Source organism: Paenibacillus diazotrophicus, from assembly GCF_042610465.1.
This window is the reverse complement of the sequence record NZ_JBGJZN010000002.1, coordinates 277,614-296,325: the sequence shown is the minus strand read 5'-3', so window position 1 is coordinate 296,325 and position 18,712 is coordinate 277,614. Positions and strand designations below refer to the sequence as shown.

Below are 18,712 nucleotides of genomic sequence, written 5' to 3'. Positions count from 1 at the left end.
AGGAATTATCGTACAAATGGACGACTACACAATAGATGAAACAGATTACAGAATTCTACAATATATAATAGAAGATTCTCGGTTAACCCAGAAGGAAATTGGGGAGAAAATACACATGACAGGCCAGGCGGTAGGCGCGCGAATCCGCAGAATGCGGGAGTTGGACATTATAGAGGGCTATACCGTGCGATGGAATCCACAGAAGCTTGGACAGAGCATTCACGCTTTGATCACTGTGTTCCTGAGTACGAACAAATCACACCCGCTTTTTCAACAATTTGCCTTGGGCCATGAGAGTGTGGCTGAGCTGCACCGGGTCAGCGGTGAAGGGTGTTACTGGATGCGCGTATATGCCAAAGATCAGGAGGAACTGGCAACTTTTCTGGACCAGCTGCTGGAGTTCGGCAACTATCGGGTAAATCTGGGAATAGGCAAGCTGAAGTAGAAGCATCAATTAATAGTTACCTGGAGGCCATAGATGAAAAACAAGATTGATTCACCCAAAATTACCGATGCGGATTCTCTGCTGGTACAGCAAATTGAAACTCTGCTAACGAAGGAAGAAATCAGCCAGTGCCTTATCAGTGACTGTCTGATTGAATATCAGGAAGCGTCCAGGGTCTCGTTCGATAAAGTGGTTTTTCGAAATGTAACCATTACTGAGTCCACACTGCATGCCATTGAACTGACGGATGTGATATTTGAAAATTGCGATTTGTCTAATGTAAACTTCAGCGACGCTTTTGTGCACCGGACAGAATTCCGGAACTGTAAACTGACCGGAACGGATTTCAGCAGGGGACGGTTTCAGAATGTACGCATGGTGGATTGTATCGGGGATTTTGCCAGCTTCCGGTTCGGTAAATTGAAAGGAACGGCTTTTGCGAACTGCCGGCTGATCAGCAGTGATTATTATCAGGCCAGTCTGAACCAAGTCGAATTCCTAGAATGCGAAATCGATCAGGCTACCTTCGCCGGCTGCAGGTTAAAAGAGATCGATCTCAGCGACTGCAGCTTCTCCGGTCTGAATGTCGATATTGAAGATCTCGCAGGCTGTATTATTTCCGCAGAACAGGCAGCTTCCTTCGTAGGGCTTCTCGGCCTGATCATCAAGACCGATCCCGATATTTGAAACTCCTATTTAGCTTTCCCTTGGCCTGCTTCCAGTGCAATCAGCTTAAGCTTGCCGGCACAATTGCCGCAGCGGTAGCGCTTCGGATCGGCCTTGCGTTTGCGCGGATACTCTGTAGAACAGGCAGTGCAGACAAGCTTATACCGGTAAGGCAATGGCTTACGAGCCTTCGCTCCGGGCAGGGTCTGGCAAAACCGGCTGCCGCCGACCACTGCGAGCAGTTTTTTGAAATCCGCATCCCGGTGCATATATCCCCGCTTCGCCAAGTGCAAATGATAATGGCACAACTCGTGTTTGATGATGCGCTCGGTCTCTTCCCTACCGAATATCTCCAGCTGCATCGGGTTGATCTCGATATTGTGACTCTTCGTAAAATACCTTCCACCCGTTGTGCTCAGCCGGCTGTTAAAGCTGGCCTTGTGCCGGAAAGGGACACCAAAGCTGTCTTGCGATACCTGCTCGATCCACTGTTGCAGTTCTTCATTGTTCATTCTAGTCATCGTCTCTCTCACAAGTCCTCTCCACAAGAAATTCTGATCTCTACTTGAATTGTAACTTGCCCATAGGCTACACTGTCAAGAAGGAAGACAAGTTCGGAGGGAGAATGACTTATGCCGAAAATGCGGTATGTAATTTTGCAGCAGCATCAGGAGTTGCTATTCGTAGAAATGCCGGAGGAATATGCGTATCAGCTGAGCGCCCTCAATCTTCGCCTCAATAAAGAAATCGATAAGCTAACCGCGGATGATATCCCGGATCTGCCGCTTGCTATAGCAGAATGCGATTCCCTGGAGCTGCTGCGCGAGGAGCACTCACCGGAATCCGGACTGGCCTATATCAACCGCCTGGAGAGCGCTTTTTCATCCATTCAGGAGAGCAATTATCCGCTGATCTCATTATTAACTGAAATCCGCGCGCTTCAAGCCCAGCTTGAGCAGTGGTACGAAGAGGAAGAAGAAGGCGTACACTAGGAACCCGGGAAATACGGTCCGCGGCCGCACCTTTGGGCGGCTTCTCCCATATGCTATCTTACGTTAGCATGCAGAGGAGGGGTACTCATGCCGCAGTGGCTCTGCCATCAGCTCATGAAGGCCTATTATAAAAAAGACCGGCGTCAGATTAAACTGCTGAACGAATGCTGGTTTTTTTACCGCAATTCCGCCGAATCCCGTGATTCTATTCAGCGTGAGTTATAGGTACATGGATGATTCAAACAAAACCCATCCCCAGAAGTTACGGGATGGGTTTTGACGTAGGAATGGTTTATCTGAAATCTTCTAGAACATCGGGAAGACATATTTAACCAGGAAGAACAATATTCCAAAGATGATAATAATATAAGCGGCATATTTGATAAAAGTCGAAGCGACAAGGCTGGAATCCGATTTTTTATGCACCTCAGTGCGTTCCACTTCAACACTTCTATCTCTAGTATTCGGTTCCATCATCAATCTCTCCTTTCGAATCTCTCGTTGATAGCATCCATTACCCCACCTCTTTCCTGCTTGAAACAAACAGCCGCAGCCCCGGGTTCTCTCCATAATCACGGAGAACCGGAGTTGCGGCTTCATGTAGCACCTTGTATGTTTAGTTGAAACTACGGTTCGCCGGCCAGGAGCCCTGCAACTTACGGACCAGTACAATCTGGCCGGTGTGATAGGAATCATGAAGAATCAGACTCATCACTTCTTCCCCTGGAGCATGCCCGGAACCTCCCCATTCATATGCGCCTTCCTCCAGCGCCTCAATCACTTCCCGCAGCGAAGCGTGAATCTTCTTCAGCTTGGCTACCGCCTGCCCCCAAGCTTCTTCCCCGCTGTCCGCAACTGTAAAAGTGGCATCATTGCTCCCGGCATCAGACGGGTTCGGCAATCCTTTGAGCTTGTTGAGCAGACGTTCCTTGTAATAAGTTAGATGGTTAACCGTCTCCCAGATGGAGTTACCTGCAACTCCTTGCGGCTTCCAGATGGCCTGTTCGCTGGTCACACCTTCCAGTGCTGCGCTAAGCGGCGGCGCCCAATCCTCGATATCCATCACATAATCCCAATTTTCCAGCAAAACATCACTAATCTTATTCTGCATGTTTTACCTCCTATAACATCCATATAGTCTGTGTTGAGCTTGGCTTTCCCGAACATCTCCATTCAATAGGTAACGGCTTAAATACACGTATAATGGTTACATTGAAAATGTAGCATATTCTCAGCCACGGATCAAGTAACTAGCAAATTTATATTTTAACTGTTACAATCAATGAAAAATGGATGGTCTGGAAGGATGGATCAGAGGTGCTGTGGGACGATTTCATTAACAGCTATTGGCGGGATTGGCGGACAAGCAACCGTGGCGGCGACAAGGATAGGCTGATGGATCAGGAATGGCTGGCTTCATGGCTGAAGCGTCATTCCCTTCAGGCAGAACTGCCGCTTAAGCCTGCAGAGCTGGATCAATTGCAGCAGCTAAGGAGCCTCCTGTGGGCGGGGGTGCAGAAGGTAGTCTATGAAGATACAGTAGACCGTGCTTTGCTGGAACAGCTAAATGGATATATGAACAAAGGACCGGCCATTCGGCAGATCGTCTGGAATAATGCTGGCCTGGCGCACCTCTCTCTTGTGCCACAGCGTGCGGATTGGGCACAGGTGATGGCCGAGATTGCGTCATCTTTTGCCGCTGTGCTTATGGAGAAGGAACACTCACGCATCCGCGTATGCGAGAATCCTGATTGCCTATGGGTCTATTATGATGATACCCGTAACCGCTCGAAGCGCTATTGCGACGATAAAATGTGCGGTAATCTGATGAAGGTCCGTCGTTTCCGGGCACGTAAGAAGGCGGACGCCGGAGGCGACACCAGGACTGAATGACGTTAGGAACTGAACGTTCTAGGCTGCGCAGCTCAGATTCTTTGTCGGGGAATCAGCAGCTATGTACACGGTGGATAAACCGGGGGGCATCCCTTTTGGCCTGGTATTTTCGCTGCATAGAGCCTGGTGTCCGCCTACTGAACGTTTTTGGAGGTTATGATGGATCCCGGCTCATTACAAGGACTAGTCCTCCCACATCCTCGTTACCCGGACAAGCTCCCCGTCCTCTAACTCCAGCCGGTAAATATCTGGCATCGTCGTGGATTGCCAAAATTCATATCCGTACCACGTGTCAAAATCATTCAACATCAGGGTCATAATGTCACCATGTGTACCGACAGCAAGTGTGCTTCCTTCATACTTTTCCAATAAAAGATTAAGCTCTCCAGCAGCCCTGGCCTGCGCTTCGGCACTGGACTCACCACCTTCAAAAGCAGCTGTAAAATCCTGATACACGCTCCGTTTGGCCTCCACAAAGCTCACACCTGCTATATTCCCAATCGTCCGTTCCCGTAGCCCTTCAATCCGAATGATCTCCTTCTGCTTCTCATCAGCCAATGGCTGGATCGTCTGAATGGCCCGTTCATATGGACTGGAGACAAACAGATCTATTGATTCCTTTTGCAAAATAGATCTGACGCGTTCCGCATCGGCCTTTCCTTGTTCGGACAATCCTCTTTCCCGCTCTTGGCCTTCTGTATATAATGATTCCGCATGACGGATCAAATAAATGGTTGTCGTCACTTTGCAGCCTCCATATCAAGATCTATTCTGCCAACGCTGCCTCACTAATCTAGCGGTTTCCCTTGATTTAAATACTCACGCTCCAGCTCCGCCTCTATTTCCTCGTTGCTCAGACCCGTATCCCCTTCGTCCGTGATTCCCAACTTTTCTTTGATCCGCTGCACATCTGAGTGAATCTCTTTGGTCCTGACATAGATGCTCATCACCATGCCAAACACGACTGCGAACAGCAGCAAAATACCATAAGATCCTAGAAAGACGGGTAAAATCACAGCAGCTATGATTGCAAAAAGCGTTGCCCATATGATCATCTGCACCCCTCCGCTTGTTAAGGTACCTCATTATATCGGCGAATTCCGGATAACATTCCAGCGTTCGCGTCTAACCCTGCAGCGCCTTACGCACGCTTAGAATATATCTGGCCTGGTCAAGCGGATTCACGCCCCGGCGGGTGCGCTCGGCTCTGACGTCTGGAGGGCATTCCTCGTAGCCGGCAAAAAAAGAAGTGAATGTGCTGCGCCCCTTCGTGTAAGAGCTGAGACTCACCGGATAATCGAGCGAGGTTGCCAGCGGGAGTCGTCCTTCGATGATCATCCGCTCGCCCTGGAGGACTGGCGGCTCGAACGTGCCGCGCATCTGTACAAGGTCGTTCATGACGCGGCCGCCATTCTCTTCGGGAACGACGATGCGGACCTGGAGAATCGGTTCCAGCAGCTTGGTGCCAACCCGGTTCAGCCCGTCCATGATAGCCATAGGCGTAGCCACCGCAAAATCCAGCGGATGCGTATGCCACACATGATGCTGCCCTTCAGTCAGCGTTACTTTTAGGTCGGTAACCTCCCAGCCGTATAACCCCTGCATCAGTGCTTCCGGGACACGGCGGGCTGTTTCGTTCTGGTACTGCGGCAGCAGATCGGAGCTGCGGACCAGCGATTCATATTGGAGGCCGCTTCCCGGCGGACCTGGCTCAATAAGGAACCGCAAAATGGCCCAGCACGGCTTCGGCATCAGGTAAGCGACATAGCCTTCGCCCACACGGGCAGGCGTCTCCTTGTAGATGACGGACGGCTGGCCGAAGGTGACCTTCAGGCCGTAACGACTGTCCAGTACACTGTCCAGAATCTCCAGCTGGATCGGTCCCATAACCTTTATATGCAGCTCCCGCTCCTCCTGCAGCCACTGGGTATCGAGCAGCGGATCTTCGTCAGCCAGCTCCTGGAAGGCTCCGATGACCTTATGCTCCTCTACATCTGCCTCCCAATGCACACGCACCGTAAGCAGCGGGACAGCCAGCTTGGCTTCCTGCGGAATCGCATCCGGAAGTCCGAGCACATCACCGATTCTGACCCCGGACAACCCATAGACTACGGCGATATCCCCGGCCTCCAGTGCGCCAACATCCTCCGTGCGCCCTCCTTCCACTTTGCGGATCTGTGTCACCTTGCCCTGAACATCCTGCGAATAATTCATCACCGTATCCCGGTTGCGGATTGTACCTTGATAGAGACGGACAAACGCCATACGGCCCATGCTTTTGTCACGCTGAATGTTGTACACGATGCCGGACACCGGCAATTCCGGATTTCCTCCGGCACGGGGAAAATAATCGGTCATCGCATCAAGCAGCTGCGTGATGCCAAGACCTTTGGCAGCTACACCGTAGACGAGCGGGAACAGCTTACCGGAAGTTGTCTTGGCGATCAGCTGTTTCTTCCAGGCTGTCATATCAAGCGGAGCACCTGACATATATACCTCCAGCAACTCCTCGTCCCGTTCAGCCAGCGCTTCGAGCAGTCCCGTCCGTGCCGCAGGGCCAGCCTCTTCTGCCCATAAATCCACAGCACCGGCATATTCCTGTTCTTGACCGAAAGCCTGCTGGACCGGTAGGATATCACCCGAAAGATACGTTCGCGCCTGGGCCAGCACAGCTTCAGGGTCTGCGCCGACCCGGTCCATTTTGTTCATAAAAATCAGCGTCGGAATCCCCAGCTTGCGCAGCGCATTCCAGATCATCTCACTCTGGGCCTGCACACCTTCAACCGCTGACAGAATAAGTACGGCACAGTCCATCACCCGTAAGCTCCGCTCCACCTCGGACAGGAAATCTACATGCCCCGGGGTATCGACCAGATTCATCTGCACACCCCGCCATTCGAACGATGCCAAGGACGCACGCACAGAAATCCCCCGCTGGCGCTCCACATCCATGGAATCGGTCAACGCCGTTCCACTATCTACACTGCCCACAGATTTAATACGGCCACTCTCAAAAAGAATATGCTCCGTAGTGGTTGTCTTCCCCGCATCGACATGGGCAAAAATCCCTACATTGATCCGTTCCAATCCCTGCTGCTGAATCATCTATGTTCTCCTGTCATGAGCTGAAATTATTGTAATAGCGCTATCATTCTTAAGTGTACAGCGAAGTGGCGCTTGTGTTCAATCCTGAACCAGCCGTCCCACTTCGACCCAACAGATTGGTTCATACCAGAGGCATAGGGTATTACTTACTGAAGCATGCTAGCAATCATTGGAGACGCAATACTTGGAGATCCTATCTGTAAAAGCGATGATTAGAACGAAGTGAAGTCTGTCCTACTTCAGCTTAGGAGAATGAATTTCATTTTTTTGGAGTGAATCTGCAACATTTCTAATGTTTCTGCCATCTAAGAGGATAAGAGGTGATGCACAATGAACAAACAACTTTTCCAGATGAGCGCGAAAAAAATGACTATAGCGTGCGGCATTCTGGCGGCAAGCCTATCTTTTGGAGTATCCGCTTTTGCTTTTTCCGATTTACATGGAGATCCTGCTGAGTCCAAAATCAACGCACTGCATCACAAAGGAGTTGTGAATGGAGTGACAACGGACAGATTTGCGCCCAAATCGAAGGTTACCTTTGCCCAAGGCATCCAGTTTATCGTAAACGGCCTGCAGTTGTCCCCACAGCCATCGACCGGCAGCAGCACTGCTACAGCTAGTACCTACTTTGACAAAGTAAAAGATAAGGCCTGGTATGCTTCAGCGTTCCTGATTGCGAAGCAAAACGGCCTGACCCTGGACCCGTCGGTTGATCCGAATGCTGCGATGACACGCATCCAGTTCGCCCATCTGCTGACTCAGGCCTTGCAGAGCAAAGGAGATTTCCCGGTCACCCTGATGTATTCCAATATCTCGGATGGTGGCAAGCTGTCCAATGCAGAAATGAACAGCCTGCAGATTCTGGTGAATACCCATCTGGTGACCCTGGAGAAAAACAATACCTTCCGTCCCAATGATGCCGTGACCCGTTCTGAAGCCGCTGTCTGGATCTATGACGCTGCGGAGTTTGCCCGAACGGTGATCACTCCGGATGACAGCACCACGGCTCCTTCCCAGATGTATGAAGGATCGGTAAGCCTGGAAAAAGCCGGCGATGGCGTCAACAAAGCCACGGTAACCGTGAGCAATCTGCCGAACCCGGGGTATGGGCTGACCATTAACCGGATTGAATTCGGCCAGAACAAAACAGCGGTCATCTATTTCAGCGTAACCAAACCGGCACCAGGCCAAATGTACCCTATGGTTATCTCCAAGGGCACTGCCGTAACGTATCTGCCGGAAGGCTATACCGCAACAGCCCAGTCACTGACAGCCAATCCTTCTCCCTCTGGCTCAGATACTACACGCTGAGCATGCCTAAAAAAAGTCCGCATTCCCTCAAGGAATGCGGACTTTTTTGGGTGTGGAGAAGTGGACTTCCTCCCTTAAACAGGGAGCGTAATGAGGTGGAGGCGTTGATGAAAACGAAATATCGGGATTTACAATTCAACCAATACTTGTTTCCCCCTTATCTTAAAAGATTGACACTGTGTCAAAGTCAACTTCTATTTTTGATAAAAAATTTACGTGAATATTTCGCTATACTAAACTGCCCTTTAGTTCAACAAAAACAGCCGATCGTCATGACCGGCTGCCATCGTGTCATTATTCAGCTAACGTTCCCTGTGAGCGTAGTACGTATTGAGTTAATTGCTCTAAATCATTTATAATTGCGTCGGCATCAACTTCATGAGAAAATTGTTTGTTTCTTTTCCATACTGCTTTAATCCCTACATCGCGACTCGCTCTTATATCGTTTTCCGGATGGTCACCTACAAACAGAGCGTCTTCTGCTTTCACTCCCAGTTTTGACAGAGCTCGAATGAAAATTTCTGGGTTTGGCTTTCGCAATCCCTCCCATTCTGATATCAGAACCTCGTCGAATAAATGACTAATACCCAGTGCTCTGAAATTATCATATTGGAATTGTCCGTATCCGTTAGAGACTAGTGCTATTCTTACTCCATTGTTCTTTAAAAGAGTAAGCATATTCACCAAATTAGGGAAACCTATGCAATGTCTTTGAAAATTAGTCAAATAATCACTTAGAAGCTCTGTCCACTCCATATCTTGAATTGAAAACTCATCTATAAGCTGCTGGTAAACCTTATCTTTCCAAACATATCCATGATTATCAAGCTCGATAAACCGTTGCACAAAAATGTCTTTCTCAACTAATTGAAGTTGTGTATACCGGTCGTACTGGTCTCGCACAAAAAAGAAAAGGGAGGTATCACGGTCTAATAACGTACCATCTAAATCAAAGAGTACTGCTTTAATACCCACATTCTCAACCCTTTCAGAGATGTTTTCTGTAAATTGTCCGTTACTTCAATGGACAACGGCAGCTGATCGAGTGACCGGCTGTCGTTGCGCTTGGTGGAGCTATCGTTTCCAGTTAATGTGTCATATATTGTAACTATCCTGCCCGTTAGCGTAATAAACGGCTGCTTGCGCAACCATTCAAGAACGTTTCCTGTTTTCTTCTGACAGTATAAAAAAAGACGCAGCCACGGGTTGATCGGCATGCGTCTATTTACAATACATCCGCTATTTTCAGCGGTGTATCTCTTTTACAGTACAAGCCTGACTACCTGCGTCCCTCTTCCCGTCAAGGTGTCCATTGATCATGAACGATACCAACCAGCGCGTGATCCGGCCCCATCTTCTCGAATACCAGGCGCAGGCTGCGCCAGTCCATTCCTTCATGTGCGGGATCAATACCCGCAATATGATATTCCACGAAGTCGTAACGATCCTTGGGATAGACCTCATTAATATTATTCAGCGTCGTCCCTTGTCCCAATCCTTTGTTGAGCGCGGTTTCGGCCTTATTCAAGAAGTCCGCATCATATACAAAGCGCTTGAAGTACTCCGCAAAGGTTAGCTTTATTATTTCTCCTGTTCCGGCGTATTCACGCCATACATAAGGCGTGGGGTCTTTCATCAGACCCTTCAGCTGATCCCGGGTAAATACCAGGTCGGTTGCTGTATCAACATAAGCGTAAGGTGAGAACCGGACGCCTTTATCCGGGTGAGCCCAGGATGCTATAGTCTCCATATTTCCTGCCTTCAGGGCTCTTACCACCGTTACAGCCGCTTCCTCGGCGGTAGGCGGCATTCCTTCCTCGGGGGCAGCCGAAGCCTGCGGCTGCTGACTTTCTGCCGGTTCCGAAGAGAGTGGGGATGCGGACGGGGACGCGGCCTGCGTTGGGGACGGTGATGCATCCTGCAAAGGTGACTCCGACGGGGACTCCTGGGCCTGCTCAGGTGCCAGTGTAGCATCAGGGCCGGCTTCAGGTGCTGCATTACACGCTGATAAGACTAATAGAACAGCGGCTAGCGCAGAGCATCCGAATATTCGCACAGTATTCTTCTTCATGAATTCCCTCCTCATGCTGCTATGGTTCTGTGTATAAAGACGTATTTAAATGGAAAAAGTTGCAAGTGAAGATGCGCAACTCGCTGAAAGGTTCAGCACGAAAGATATATTAAGTATTATTACCCGTTCCGCGAGGGAGGCCAGCCTTTCGATAAAAGGGGTACCGACAAGCTGATTGTCACCGGTTATAGAGTTGCTTCTGAATCATCAGGGGGCCCATATGGATGATCGGACGAAATGTATTGTACAACGAACCAAAAGAAAACCTTCTAGATCTCACAGGCAATATCTGTGAGGTCGTCCAGAAGGTTGTGATCAATAGTAGACATAACGCGCTAAATGCGGCTTTCCAAGCAGAAGTCTACAGCTCTATAACTCTACAGCTCTATGTAATATCTGGTTTCTTCGCTCTCTGTACGGAAACCGGCAGAATGATACAGAGCCTGGGCGGAGCGGTTATCGGTTCCGGTTACCAACGATGCGGTTTCAAGCCCATGACCTTTCAAATATTTCAAGGCTTCACTGAGCAAAAATCGGGCAATCCCTCGTCTTCTCCAGGCTTCCCGGACAAACACATCTTCAACAATGCCACCCCCGTCTTCCTGCCAGGCCATCACACTGCCAACAATCGTTCCTGCTTCACGCGCGGTGATGGCGGTCCATAGCGGATGCCCGCGATGCTCGGCAAGACGATTTGCTCCAATCGGAGCCTCCGGCCACACCTCAGCTTCCAGCTGCATATACTGTGTCTGCTCCTCGGGGGTTTCCATACGCCAATGCATGAACTCCAGTCCATCAGGGAGCGGCAGATCCACAACAGGCTCAGTCAAGTCACGTTTCAGGGTATATAAGCTGTGTAAATACTGATACTCCTGCTGCTGCTGAAAATAACGGTTGTAGCTCTCTTCCACCACGTAGTTCCCAACACATAGTATGGTTCCATGGCTGCCCGGCAGCGTCGCCTTGAGCTCACGGGCCCGGGCCAGTAACCGCTCATGTACAAGATTCAGCAGCTCCACATCTTCTTCCCTGCCCGGCCAAACCCGCAGATTAATGAAGATCTTGTGCTTGCTCTCCGGCACACATTCGGGTGCGATAATATTAAATACCGCAATCTGCCCTTTGGCAACCATCTGTTGTCCTTCAAAAGCACAAAACACATTCGGATAGTTCTCTTCTTCCCCTACCCACCAGAACATCACAGGCCCCCCTGAGGTTACCGCCTGATATAATTCTCCCAGCGCCGGCATGTCATCCTGGTTAAAGTTCCGAATCACATATTCATTCAATAATGTCCCCTGCCTTCTTCTAGATTATTCCAAATTATAGCATGGTAAAAAAAAGTACAGACAGCTAAAAAATGAATATACCTATTCAGTACCAAGAGCTGGCAGGTTTTTCTCTAGTGAAGCTTGCATTATTATAGTAGTTCCTGCAGGGACGCCTCCGTGTGGATTTGAGAGTAAAAAAGCCATCGGCTTCGAATTCCGAAGCCGATGGCTGGCTGTACAGTTTACTTCGCGCCTCCGGTATTGTCACGCGGCGGACGCATGGTCAGGCTGACACGGCCTTTTTTCAGGTCGACGCCCATTACCCATACGGTAACGTTGTCTCCAATGGAGACCACATCCATTGGATGCTTCACAAAGCTCCCGCTCAGCTGGGAAATATGCACCAGCCCGTCGTTCTTAATACCGATATCGACAAAGGCGCCGAAATCGATTACGTTACGTACGGTTCCCTGCATCTCCATGCCGGGAACCAGATCCTCGATCTTCAGCACATCCGTGCGGAAGATCGGCAGCGGCAGCTCCTCACGCGGATCGCGGCCCGGACGCTGCAGGCTCTCCAGGATGTCGCGCAGCGTAGGCACGCCGACTTCAAGCTTCACGGCCAGCTCGGCGGCATCCTGCGATTCAAGCTGGGAAGCGAACTCCTTGCTGCCAAGCGAGGAGACTTCGAGCCCCAGCTCGCGGAACAGACGGTCCACCACCGGATAGGATTCCGGGTGAATGGGTGTCCGGTCCAGCGTATTGTCGCCTCCTGGAATGCGCAGGAACCCGATGCACTGCTCATAGGACTTGGCGCCAAGACGCGGCACCTTCTGCAGCTGCTTGCGTGTGGTGAACTTGCCGTTCTCCTCACGGAATTTCACAATATTCTTGGCAATCGTCGCATTGATCCCTGCGACATAAGACAGCAGGGAAGCGGAAGCGGTGTTCACGTCAACACCGACATGGTTAACTGCCGATTCCACCACTCCCTTAAGACTCTCCTCCAGATGCTTCTGGGAGACGTCATGCTGATATTGTCCCACACCAATCGCCTTCGGATCGATCTTCACCAGCTCCGCGAGCGGGTCCTGCACGCGGCGGGCGATGGAGGCGGCGCTGCGCTCCGCCACATCCAGATCCGGGAACTCCTCCTGCGCCAGCTTGGAGGCGGAATACACACTGGCTCCGGCCTCATTGACAATGAGGTACGCCAGCTCCGGATCGCCGATCTCTGCGATGACCTCGGCGGTGAACTGCTCCGTCTCCCGCGAGCCGGTGCCGTTGCCGATCACTATGAGCTGTATGCCATATTTGGCAATCAGCTCTTTGAACTTCGCCGCCGCCTCTTTCTTCTTGTTGTTCGGCGGCGTCGGATAAGTGACTGCCACCTCCAGCAGCTTGCCGGTGTCATCCACCACGGCCAGCTTGCAGCCGGTACGGTAGGCCGGGTCGACGCCGAGAACGTTTCGACCCTTCACCGGCGGCTGCAGCAGAAGGCTGCGCAGATTTCCGGAGAAGATGGAAATCGCTTGCGTCTCCCCCTTTTCCGTCATCTCCCCGCGCACCTCGCGCTCCACGGAAGGTGCGAGCAGCCGCTTGTAGGCATCCTCGGTCACTGCTTCCAGCAGGTCTTTGACCGGTGACGGCCCCTTAATCAGTTTCCGCTGGATAAAAGCATGAATCTTGTCGGCAGTCACCTCTATACCGACTTTCAGCACATTCTCCCGCTCGCCGCGGTTGATGGCGAGAATGCGGTGCGGCGGCATTTTATGTACCGGTTCACGGTAATTATAGTAATTCTCGTAGACGCTCTCCTGCTCTGCATCCTTTGCTTCCGAGACCAGCATGCCTTGGCTGGCTGTATACTGGCGGACCCAGGAACGGATTGCAGGATCATCGGCAATGTTCTCCGCTATGATATCCATCGCGCCCTGGAGCGCCAGCTCGGCACTTTCTACACCTTTGTCCACATCTATATATTTCGCAGCTTCCTCTAAGGGGTTACCCTGCCGGCGCTGCTCCATAACCCAGTCAGCCAGCGGTTCCAGTCCTTTTTCCTTCGCGACACTGGCTCGCGTCTTGCGTTTCTGGCGGAACGGGCGGTACAGATCCTCCACTTCCTGCAGCTTCACTGCCTTGAGAATCTGTTCCTGTAGCTCCTTCGTCAGCTTACCCTGCTCCTCAATGGCGCGGAGGACATCCTTCTTACGGTCCCCCAGATTACGCAGATAGCTCAGCCGTTCTTCAATATCACGCAGCACGTTCTCGTCCAGCTCGCCGGTCATTTCCTTACGGTACCGGGCGATAAAAGGGATCGTATTCCCTTCATCCAGCAGCCCCACCGTTGTTCGCACCTGCTTCACACTGATGCCAAGCTCCTTGGCAATCGCCTGCGTGATCGTTTCCTGCTCCTGGCGGGCCAGCGCTTCTTCAGCCGCCGGACCCCCTTGATTTGTATCCACTGTCAATGAAATCCCTCTTTCCGTACACGATCTGTGTTCATATGATCTCCCTGAAATAGTATCACAGATTAGCCCCGCGCCAAAATGCAGGAGAAGCCCATTCCCGTTATTTTCCTTGGAGACCCGGGCGGCTCATCCGTTTTCTTGAAGTAAGCGACATTAAAAAGCAGAGTACGAGTACAAGCGCAGCCACCGCGTAGGGAAAGTTAATATCCAGGTCAAACAGGACGCCTGCTACAACTGGTCCGGCAATATTGCCGAGACTGGTATAGGCAGAATTCATGCCCATCACAAAGCCCTGTTGTGATTCCACAGCCATTTTGGAGAGCTGTGTGCCGACAGCAGGACGCAAAATATCCATGGCCAGAAACACAATGAAGGTTACAGTGACGATCGCCCAGTAGCCCTGAACAAACAAGGTCAGAAAGATGAACAGCCCTGAGGCCAGCAGAGAGGCCGAAATGACCTTATTTTCACCAAAGCGGTTCAAAATCCAGCTGAAGGCCGTAACCTGAATAACTGCTCCCGAAATCGAACCAAAGGTGAGGACAAAAGCGATATCCTTCGGCGTGAACCCGAACTTGCGGTCCACAAACAATCCGAATACCGTCTCATAATTAGCAAGTCCGAAGGAAAGCACGAAAACAATCAGCAAACCGAAAAAGTAGGGTTCCCGGTAGGAACGCACCAGTTGGGAAACAAGGCGGTCTTTACTCCCCTCCATGGACCCGGCTGCGGCAAGCTGCTCGGTTGAACGGGACTCCGGCAGTACAAAGAAGGTCACCACTGCCACGAAGGCCGCTGCCGCAGCAGCAGCGAAGAAAGGGACACGAAGGCCAAGCTCAGCCAGGTACCCACCCAGACCCGGTCCGATAATAAAACCAGTGGTTATAGCGGCATTAATCAGCCCCATGCCTTTAGCCCGTTCCTCCATGGAGGTCGTATCCGCCACATAGGCCATAACTGCAGGCATGATTAGGGCTGCTCCGGCGCCTCCCAGCATTCTGGACACAAACAGCAGCCAGCTGGACTCGGCAAGACCAAACAGCAGCTCCGACAGCGCGAAGACAACCAAGCCGCAGACAATAATTTTTTTGCGCCCCACTCTGTCGGACAGCCCTCCGGCCCAAGGCGAGAGAATCAGCTGGGTTAGAGAAAAGGCAGCCACCAGCAAGCCAACTACACTGCCTCCAATATGCAGCTCATTCATGTAAGTCGGCATAATGGGAACAACTAATCCGATCCCTGTAAAGGCCAGAAATATATTCAGCATCAGGAGCAGCATCGCGCCCCGGTTTCTAAGTAATAATGTCATTTGAGTATCCTCCGTATTTCCGAACCCATTCGTGATATCTCTGGTGTTCCCGTAAGTAAATCATAAGAAAATCACCCAACGGGTGAATACCGCGTAGTGCCTATATCTTAGCGTGCACGCATACCTTGCAGCAGAAGTCTGATGGCTTCCCGGTAATACTGCATAATATCCTCCGGTGCCTTAGCAGAGGCTATGATCTCACTGACTCTGCCGACCCCTTCCAGCAAACCACTCACCACGATTACATAATTATTCAAATTGCCGTTCATCAGGTATCCGGAGTCCATCCCTTCTTGCAGAAGACTGCGGCAGGCCTCCGAGGCGGATTCATAGAGCCGTGCAAGACGCTCTTGCACCTCTTCCGAGAGGGAATGAGATCTGGCATATTCCTCAAGTGCCCGGATCAGCGGATTCTGGAAATCATTCGCATAATGCTCGCCAAGTGCGTAGAACCGCTCCTCGACACCACTTATGCGGCTCTTCTTCTGTGTCCACTGGAGCAGCCATTGCTCCGTATCCTCTTCCACAACGTACAGGAAAAGCTCATCCTTGCTGGGAAAATGATGATACAGGCTCCCTTTGCTGACTTGGGCCGCTGAGCACACCTCGTTCATGGTTACAGCTCCGTACCCTTTTTGCGCAAACAGCTGTGAAGCCTTCTGCACAATGCGTTTCTTCGTCTCTTCTCCGTCAGAACGTCCTTTAATCCTGATTACCTCCTTCTAGACCGACCATACGGTCTAATTATATCACAGAGCTGCCTCAAACATGAAATGGCTGCCTCCTTAAGTGCCTCGAGGCCTATAGAGTCAAAGAGGCACACCCGGTTACCCCGGGTGTGCCTCTTACTACATTAACGGTCATCTATAGTCTGCCTGATTAAAAATCAATCAGTCCCAGGCTGATTTGCAGCGAATCATCCACCAATTTCATAGTTTCGTCATCCAGGTGGGTGATCTTATCGGTCAAGCGTTGTTTGTCAATGGTCCGGACCTGCTCCAGCAAAATGACAGAATCCCTGTCAAAACCGTGAGCAGCCGCATCTATTTCCACATGAGTCGGCAGTTTAGCCTTCTGAATCTGGGCAGTGATGGCTGCCACAATGACTGTCGGACTGAAGCGATTGCCGATGTCGTTCTGAATGACCAGTACCGGCCTTACTCCGCCTTGTTCTGAACCCACCACCGGCGAAAGGTCGGCAAAAAAAACGTCGCCGCGTTTAACGATCAATATCTACACCCCGCTTACTAAGCGGCCTAGAGTACTGTCTGCATCTTCCTCCGCGAGAAACGCCTCGCATGCCATGGTCAAATTGATTTTAGCCATTTCCATATAGCCACGCTGCATCGAATCGCGTATGGTCCGTTTCCTCCGTTCGCTTAGATACAGCTTCATGGCCTGCCTGATCAATTCACTCCGGTTGGAGTTCTCCAATTGGACGATCCCATCCACTTCCTGCAAGAGATGATCGGGCAAGCTGATCATGATTCTTTTGGTGTTCTGCAAATTGGCCACCTTCTCTTCCACCCCCACAAACCTTCTGCCCTTGTGTTCCAGTGTTACAATATACAAGGAATTTTATACAAGGAATATATGCCGCCAGTATATCAAGTATGCTGCATTCCATTATAAACTACAAATGGCGGTTCGTATAGACCATAAGTCACACTAGTCTACACGACCTACTCCTTCTATATCAGTTCCAGTATGAGTAACACGGTAAGGCCATTAAGACTGATGCAAGGGGTTTACCAGCTTAGGAGCAGCGCCTTCGCGTATGAACACACGCGGCACCCGGTGGGCCAGCATACAGATTACCTCGTAGTGAATCGTTCCAAGATGGAGTGCCAGTTCATCTGCCGTGATCGACACGGCGCCCTGGCGGCCGATGAGAACAACCTCTTCGCCAGCTTTGATTTGTTTCGCTTCTTCAGCGAAAGATTTGAGCGTTACCATACACTGGTCCATGCAGATGGTACCGACGACAGGAACGCGGCGTCCGCGTATTAGCACCTCCGCTTTGCCTGTTAGCATGCGGGAATATCCGTCAGCATACCCCACAGGAAGCGTTGCAATGATCTCTTCGCTGTCTGTGAAGTATCGGGTGCCGTAGCTGATGCCCCAATCGGGCGGCAGGGTTTTGACATACACCGCCTGCGTCTTCAGCGTCATTACCGGGTGTAAAGCCACCAGCTCGCGGTTCACCTCTGTAGAGGGGTAGAAACCGTACAAGCTTATGCCTACACGCACCATGTTTCTGGATAAAAGAGGTGTATCAATGGCCGTAGCGCTATTGCCCGTATGTATGATCGGGATGTGAATGTTTCTGTCCCGAAGCGTTTCGGCCACGCTCATGAACCGTCGGTGCTGCAACAGTGTATAGCTTTTGTCTTCTTCATCTGCTTTGGCAAAATGTGTGAACATTCCCTCCAGCTCCGCCTGCGCTACAGCATGCACTTCAGCGATGAAATCGGGCGCGTCAGCCGGTAAAAGTCCCAGCCTTCCCATCCCGCTGTCAATCTTGATGTGCACCTTCAGCCGGTGCTCCGGTGTAGCAGGAAGCTGTCTTATTGCCTCCAGCACCTCCGGTGTGAATAGTGTTACGGTTACATGGTTCTTCCAAGCAACGGCTATTCCTTCCGGTGAGGTGTAGCCGAGTACGAGAATAGGAATTAGTATTCCCGCTTCACGCAGCTCCAATGCCTCATCCAGAAAAGCTACACTTACATAGTCCGCTCCGAGTCGCTCCAGCTCCCGTGCCACTTCCACCGCTCCATGGCCGTACGCATTACCTTTGACGCATCCCATGAATTTGGTCTCCGCTGGAAGAACCTTACGGAAAGCCTCATAATTGGCACGCAGATCATCGAGATTAATCTCAGCTACTGTAGGTCGATAGCTTGCTTGCACTTCAAGGTCACCTTCTAACATTGTAGTAAAACATCTCTGCAGCATCTCATTAATGTATGTCTTACTTCAATGGTAATGCTAATGGAAGGCGGCTGTCAATGTAACAGGAACTATCTTAGTGCAGAACCTTGCCGGACTGTCCTCGTCTAATCAGACCTCTGGAAACGGTCGCGCCGTCCTTCTAAGAACGGTAACCGTTTCAGCGAGAAATAATAAAAAAAAGCGGACACTGCATGTAGAGGAAAGACTCCCACAATACGCAGTATCC

At 50.9% G+C, this 18,712-nt stretch carries 22 protein-coding genes; 6 read left to right on the top strand and 16 right to left on the bottom strand.

Annotation, left to right across the window (positions count from 1 at the left end; translation table 11 throughout):
* Positions 1 to 16: 16 nt before the first annotated feature.
* Both ACAN54_RS12635 and ACAN54_RS12630 read left to right on the top strand, forming a co-directional pair.
* Entirely contained in the window at positions 17 to 445 is a 429-nt protein-coding gene (locus ACAN54_RS12635; RefSeq protein WP_379154938.1) for an Lrp/AsnC family transcriptional regulator, read from the top strand.
* Between the two features lie 33 nt (positions 446 to 478).
* Positions 479 to 1,132, top strand: coding sequence for a pentapeptide repeat-containing protein (locus ACAN54_RS12630; protein ID WP_379154935.1), 654 nt, complete (start codon positions 479 to 481; stop codon positions 1,130 to 1,132).
* Positions 1,133 to 1,137: 5 nt separating this feature from the next.
* Here ACAN54_RS12630 and ACAN54_RS12625 read toward each other — a convergent pair whose 3' ends face one another.
* Positions 1,138 to 1,623, bottom strand: coding sequence for a SprT family protein (locus tag ACAN54_RS12625; RefSeq protein WP_379155870.1), 486 nt, complete (start codon positions 1,621 to 1,623; stop codon positions 1,138 to 1,140).
* Between the two features lie 120 nt (positions 1,624 to 1,743).
* Between ACAN54_RS12625 and ACAN54_RS12620 the strand changes: the two genes are divergently transcribed.
* Positions 1,744 to 2,103, top strand: a complete 360-nt coding sequence (locus ACAN54_RS12620; protein ID WP_379154932.1) for a hydrolase/acyltransferase — start codon at positions 1,744 to 1,746, stop codon at positions 2,101 to 2,103.
* An 87-nt stretch (positions 2,104 to 2,190) separates the two neighbouring features.
* Complete coding sequence (gene cmpA / locus ACAN54_RS12615; protein WP_379154928.1) at positions 2,191 to 2,328, top strand: cortex morphogenetic protein CmpA; 138 nt, start codon at positions 2,191 to 2,193, stop codon at positions 2,326 to 2,328.
* Positions 2,329 to 2,409: 81 nt separating this feature from the next.
* Here the strand turns inward: cmpA and ACAN54_RS12610 are convergent, their stop codons facing one another.
* On the bottom strand, positions 2,410 to 2,577 hold the full coding sequence (locus ACAN54_RS12610) for a hypothetical protein (RefSeq protein ID WP_379154925.1): 168 nt from the start codon (positions 2,575 to 2,577) through the stop codon (positions 2,410 to 2,412).
* 142 nt (positions 2,578 to 2,719) lie between these two features.
* Complete coding sequence (locus tag ACAN54_RS12605) at positions 2,720 to 3,214, bottom strand: DinB family protein (RefSeq protein ID WP_379154922.1); 495 nt, start codon at positions 3,212 to 3,214, stop codon at positions 2,720 to 2,722.
* A gap of 182 nt (positions 3,215 to 3,396) precedes the next feature.
* On the opposite strand from ACAN54_RS12605, the gene ACAN54_RS12600 reads away from it, so the two are divergent.
* Positions 3,397 to 3,996, top strand: coding sequence for a CGNR zinc finger domain-containing protein (locus tag ACAN54_RS12600; RefSeq protein WP_379154919.1), 600 nt, complete (start codon positions 3,397 to 3,399; stop codon positions 3,994 to 3,996).
* Positions 3,997 to 4,179: 183 nt separating this feature from the next.
* Here the strand turns inward: ACAN54_RS12600 and ACAN54_RS12595 are convergent, their stop codons facing one another.
* The 3 genes from ACAN54_RS12595 to ACAN54_RS12585 form a co-directional block, all read right to left on the bottom strand.
* Complete coding sequence (locus ACAN54_RS12595) at positions 4,180 to 4,740, bottom strand: histidine phosphatase family protein (RefSeq protein ID WP_379154916.1); 561 nt, start codon at positions 4,738 to 4,740, stop codon at positions 4,180 to 4,182.
* Positions 4,741 to 4,784: 44 nt separating this feature from the next.
* Positions 4,785 to 5,051, bottom strand: coding sequence for a hypothetical protein (locus ACAN54_RS12590; protein WP_379154913.1), 267 nt, complete (start codon positions 5,049 to 5,051; stop codon positions 4,785 to 4,787).
* A 70-nt stretch (positions 5,052 to 5,121) separates the two neighbouring features.
* Entirely contained in the window at positions 5,122 to 7,101 is a 1,980-nt protein-coding gene (locus ACAN54_RS12585) for a GTP-binding protein (protein WP_379154910.1), read from the bottom strand.
* 330 nt (positions 7,102 to 7,431) lie between these two features.
* Between ACAN54_RS12585 and ACAN54_RS12580 the strand changes: the two genes are divergently transcribed.
* A complete protein-coding gene (locus ACAN54_RS12580) occupies positions 7,432 to 8,412 on the top strand; it encodes an S-layer homology domain-containing protein (protein WP_379154907.1) in 981 nt (326 codons plus the stop codon).
* A 294-nt stretch (positions 8,413 to 8,706) separates the two neighbouring features.
* On the opposite strand, the gene ACAN54_RS12575 is transcribed toward ACAN54_RS12580, so the two are convergent.
* From ACAN54_RS12575 to alr, 10 genes are all read right to left on the bottom strand, one after another.
* Positions 8,707 to 9,387 (bottom strand): HAD family hydrolase, encoded by a 681-nt coding sequence (locus ACAN54_RS12575; protein ID WP_379154904.1) that lies wholly within the window; start codon positions 9,385 to 9,387, stop codon positions 8,707 to 8,709.
* The gene (locus tag ACAN54_RS12570; RefSeq protein WP_379154901.1) at positions 9,357 to 9,629 is read right to left on the bottom strand and encodes a hypothetical protein; all 273 of its coding nucleotides are present in this window, start codon (positions 9,627 to 9,629) and stop codon (positions 9,357 to 9,359) included. The genes ACAN54_RS12575 and ACAN54_RS12570 overlap by 31 nt, the downstream gene beginning before the upstream one ends.
* A gap of 83 nt (positions 9,630 to 9,712) precedes the next feature.
* On the bottom strand, positions 9,713 to 10,483 hold the full coding sequence (locus ACAN54_RS12565) for a hypothetical protein (RefSeq protein WP_379154898.1): 771 nt from the start codon (positions 10,481 to 10,483) through the stop codon (positions 9,713 to 9,715).
* Positions 10,484 to 10,860: 377 nt separating this feature from the next.
* On the bottom strand, positions 10,861 to 11,772 hold the full coding sequence (locus ACAN54_RS12560) for a GNAT family N-acetyltransferase (RefSeq protein ID WP_379154895.1): 912 nt from the start codon (positions 11,770 to 11,772) through the stop codon (positions 10,861 to 10,863).
* A 224-nt stretch (positions 11,773 to 11,996) separates the two neighbouring features.
* Positions 11,997 to 14,156 carry a Tex family protein gene (locus ACAN54_RS12555; RefSeq protein WP_379155867.1) on the bottom strand — a complete coding sequence of 720 codons (2,160 nt, stop codon included), beginning with the start codon at positions 14,154 to 14,156 and terminating at the stop codon, positions 11,997 to 11,999.
* A 169-nt stretch (positions 14,157 to 14,325) separates the two neighbouring features.
* Positions 14,326 to 15,534, bottom strand: a complete 1,209-nt coding sequence (locus tag ACAN54_RS12550; RefSeq protein WP_379154892.1) for an MFS transporter — start codon at positions 15,532 to 15,534, stop codon at positions 14,326 to 14,328.
* 107 nt (positions 15,535 to 15,641) lie between these two features.
* Positions 15,642 to 16,199, bottom strand: coding sequence for a TetR/AcrR family transcriptional regulator (locus tag ACAN54_RS12545; RefSeq protein WP_379154889.1), 558 nt, complete (start codon positions 16,197 to 16,199; stop codon positions 15,642 to 15,644).
* 214 nt (positions 16,200 to 16,413) lie between these two features.
* A complete protein-coding gene (locus tag ACAN54_RS12540) occupies positions 16,414 to 16,764 on the bottom strand; it encodes a type II toxin-antitoxin system PemK/MazF family toxin (RefSeq protein ID WP_019913013.1) in 351 nt (116 codons plus the stop codon).
* Positions 16,765 to 16,767: 3 nt separating this feature from the next.
* Positions 16,768 to 17,049, bottom strand: coding sequence for a CopG family ribbon-helix-helix protein (locus ACAN54_RS12535; protein WP_025708964.1), 282 nt, complete (start codon positions 17,047 to 17,049; stop codon positions 16,768 to 16,770).
* A 213-nt stretch (positions 17,050 to 17,262) separates the two neighbouring features.
* On the bottom strand, positions 17,263 to 18,444 hold the full coding sequence (gene alr, locus ACAN54_RS12530) for an alanine racemase (RefSeq protein WP_379155864.1): 1,182 nt from the start codon (positions 18,442 to 18,444) through the stop codon (positions 17,263 to 17,265).
* Between the last annotated feature and the right edge of the window lie 268 nt (positions 18,445 to 18,712).

Excerpts from the sequence above, each read along its gene's own strand:
- ACAN54_RS12635 (WP_379154938.1), top strand. The coding sequence starts at position 17 with ATGGACGACTACACAATAGATGAAACAGATTACAGAATTCTACAATAT.
- ACAN54_RS12630 (WP_379154935.1), top strand. The coding sequence starts at position 479 with ATGAAAAACAAGATTGATTCACCCAAAATTACCGATGCGGATTCTCTG.
- ACAN54_RS12625 (WP_379155870.1), bottom strand. The coding sequence starts at position 1,623 with ATGAACAATGAAGAACTGCAACAGTGGATCGAGCAGGTATCGCAAGAC.
- ACAN54_RS12620 (WP_379154932.1), top strand. The coding sequence starts at position 1,744 with ATGCCGAAAATGCGGTATGTAATTTTGCAGCAGCATCAGGAGTTGCTA.
- cmpA (WP_379154928.1), top strand. The coding sequence starts at position 2,191 with ATGCCGCAGTGGCTCTGCCATCAGCTCATGAAGGCCTATTATAAAAAA.
- ACAN54_RS12610 (WP_379154925.1), bottom strand. The coding sequence starts at position 2,577 with ATGGAACCGAATACTAGAGATAGAAGTGTTGAAGTGGAACGCACTGAG.
- ACAN54_RS12605 (WP_379154922.1), bottom strand. The coding sequence starts at position 3,214 with ATGCAGAATAAGATTAGTGATGTTTTGCTGGAAAATTGGGATTATGTG.
- ACAN54_RS12600 (WP_379154919.1), top strand. The coding sequence starts at position 3,397 with ATGGTCTGGAAGGATGGATCAGAGGTGCTGTGGGACGATTTCATTAAC.
- ACAN54_RS12590 (WP_379154913.1), bottom strand. The coding sequence starts at position 5,051 with ATGATCATATGGGCAACGCTTTTTGCAATCATAGCTGCTGTGATTTTA.
- ACAN54_RS12585 (WP_379154910.1), bottom strand. The coding sequence starts at position 7,101 with ATGATTCAGCAGCAGGGATTGGAACGGATCAATGTAGGGATTTTTGCC.
- ACAN54_RS12580 (WP_379154907.1), top strand. The coding sequence starts at position 7,432 with ATGAACAAACAACTTTTCCAGATGAGCGCGAAAAAAATGACTATAGCG.
- ACAN54_RS12570 (WP_379154901.1), bottom strand. The coding sequence starts at position 9,629 with ATGCCGATCAACCCGTGGCTGCGTCTTTTTTTATACTGTCAGAAGAAA.
- ACAN54_RS12565 (WP_379154898.1), bottom strand. The coding sequence starts at position 10,483 with ATGAAGAAGAATACTGTGCGAATATTCGGATGCTCTGCGCTAGCCGCT.
- ACAN54_RS12550 (WP_379154892.1), bottom strand. The coding sequence starts at position 15,534 with ATGACATTATTACTTAGAAACCGGGGCGCGATGCTGCTCCTGATGCTG.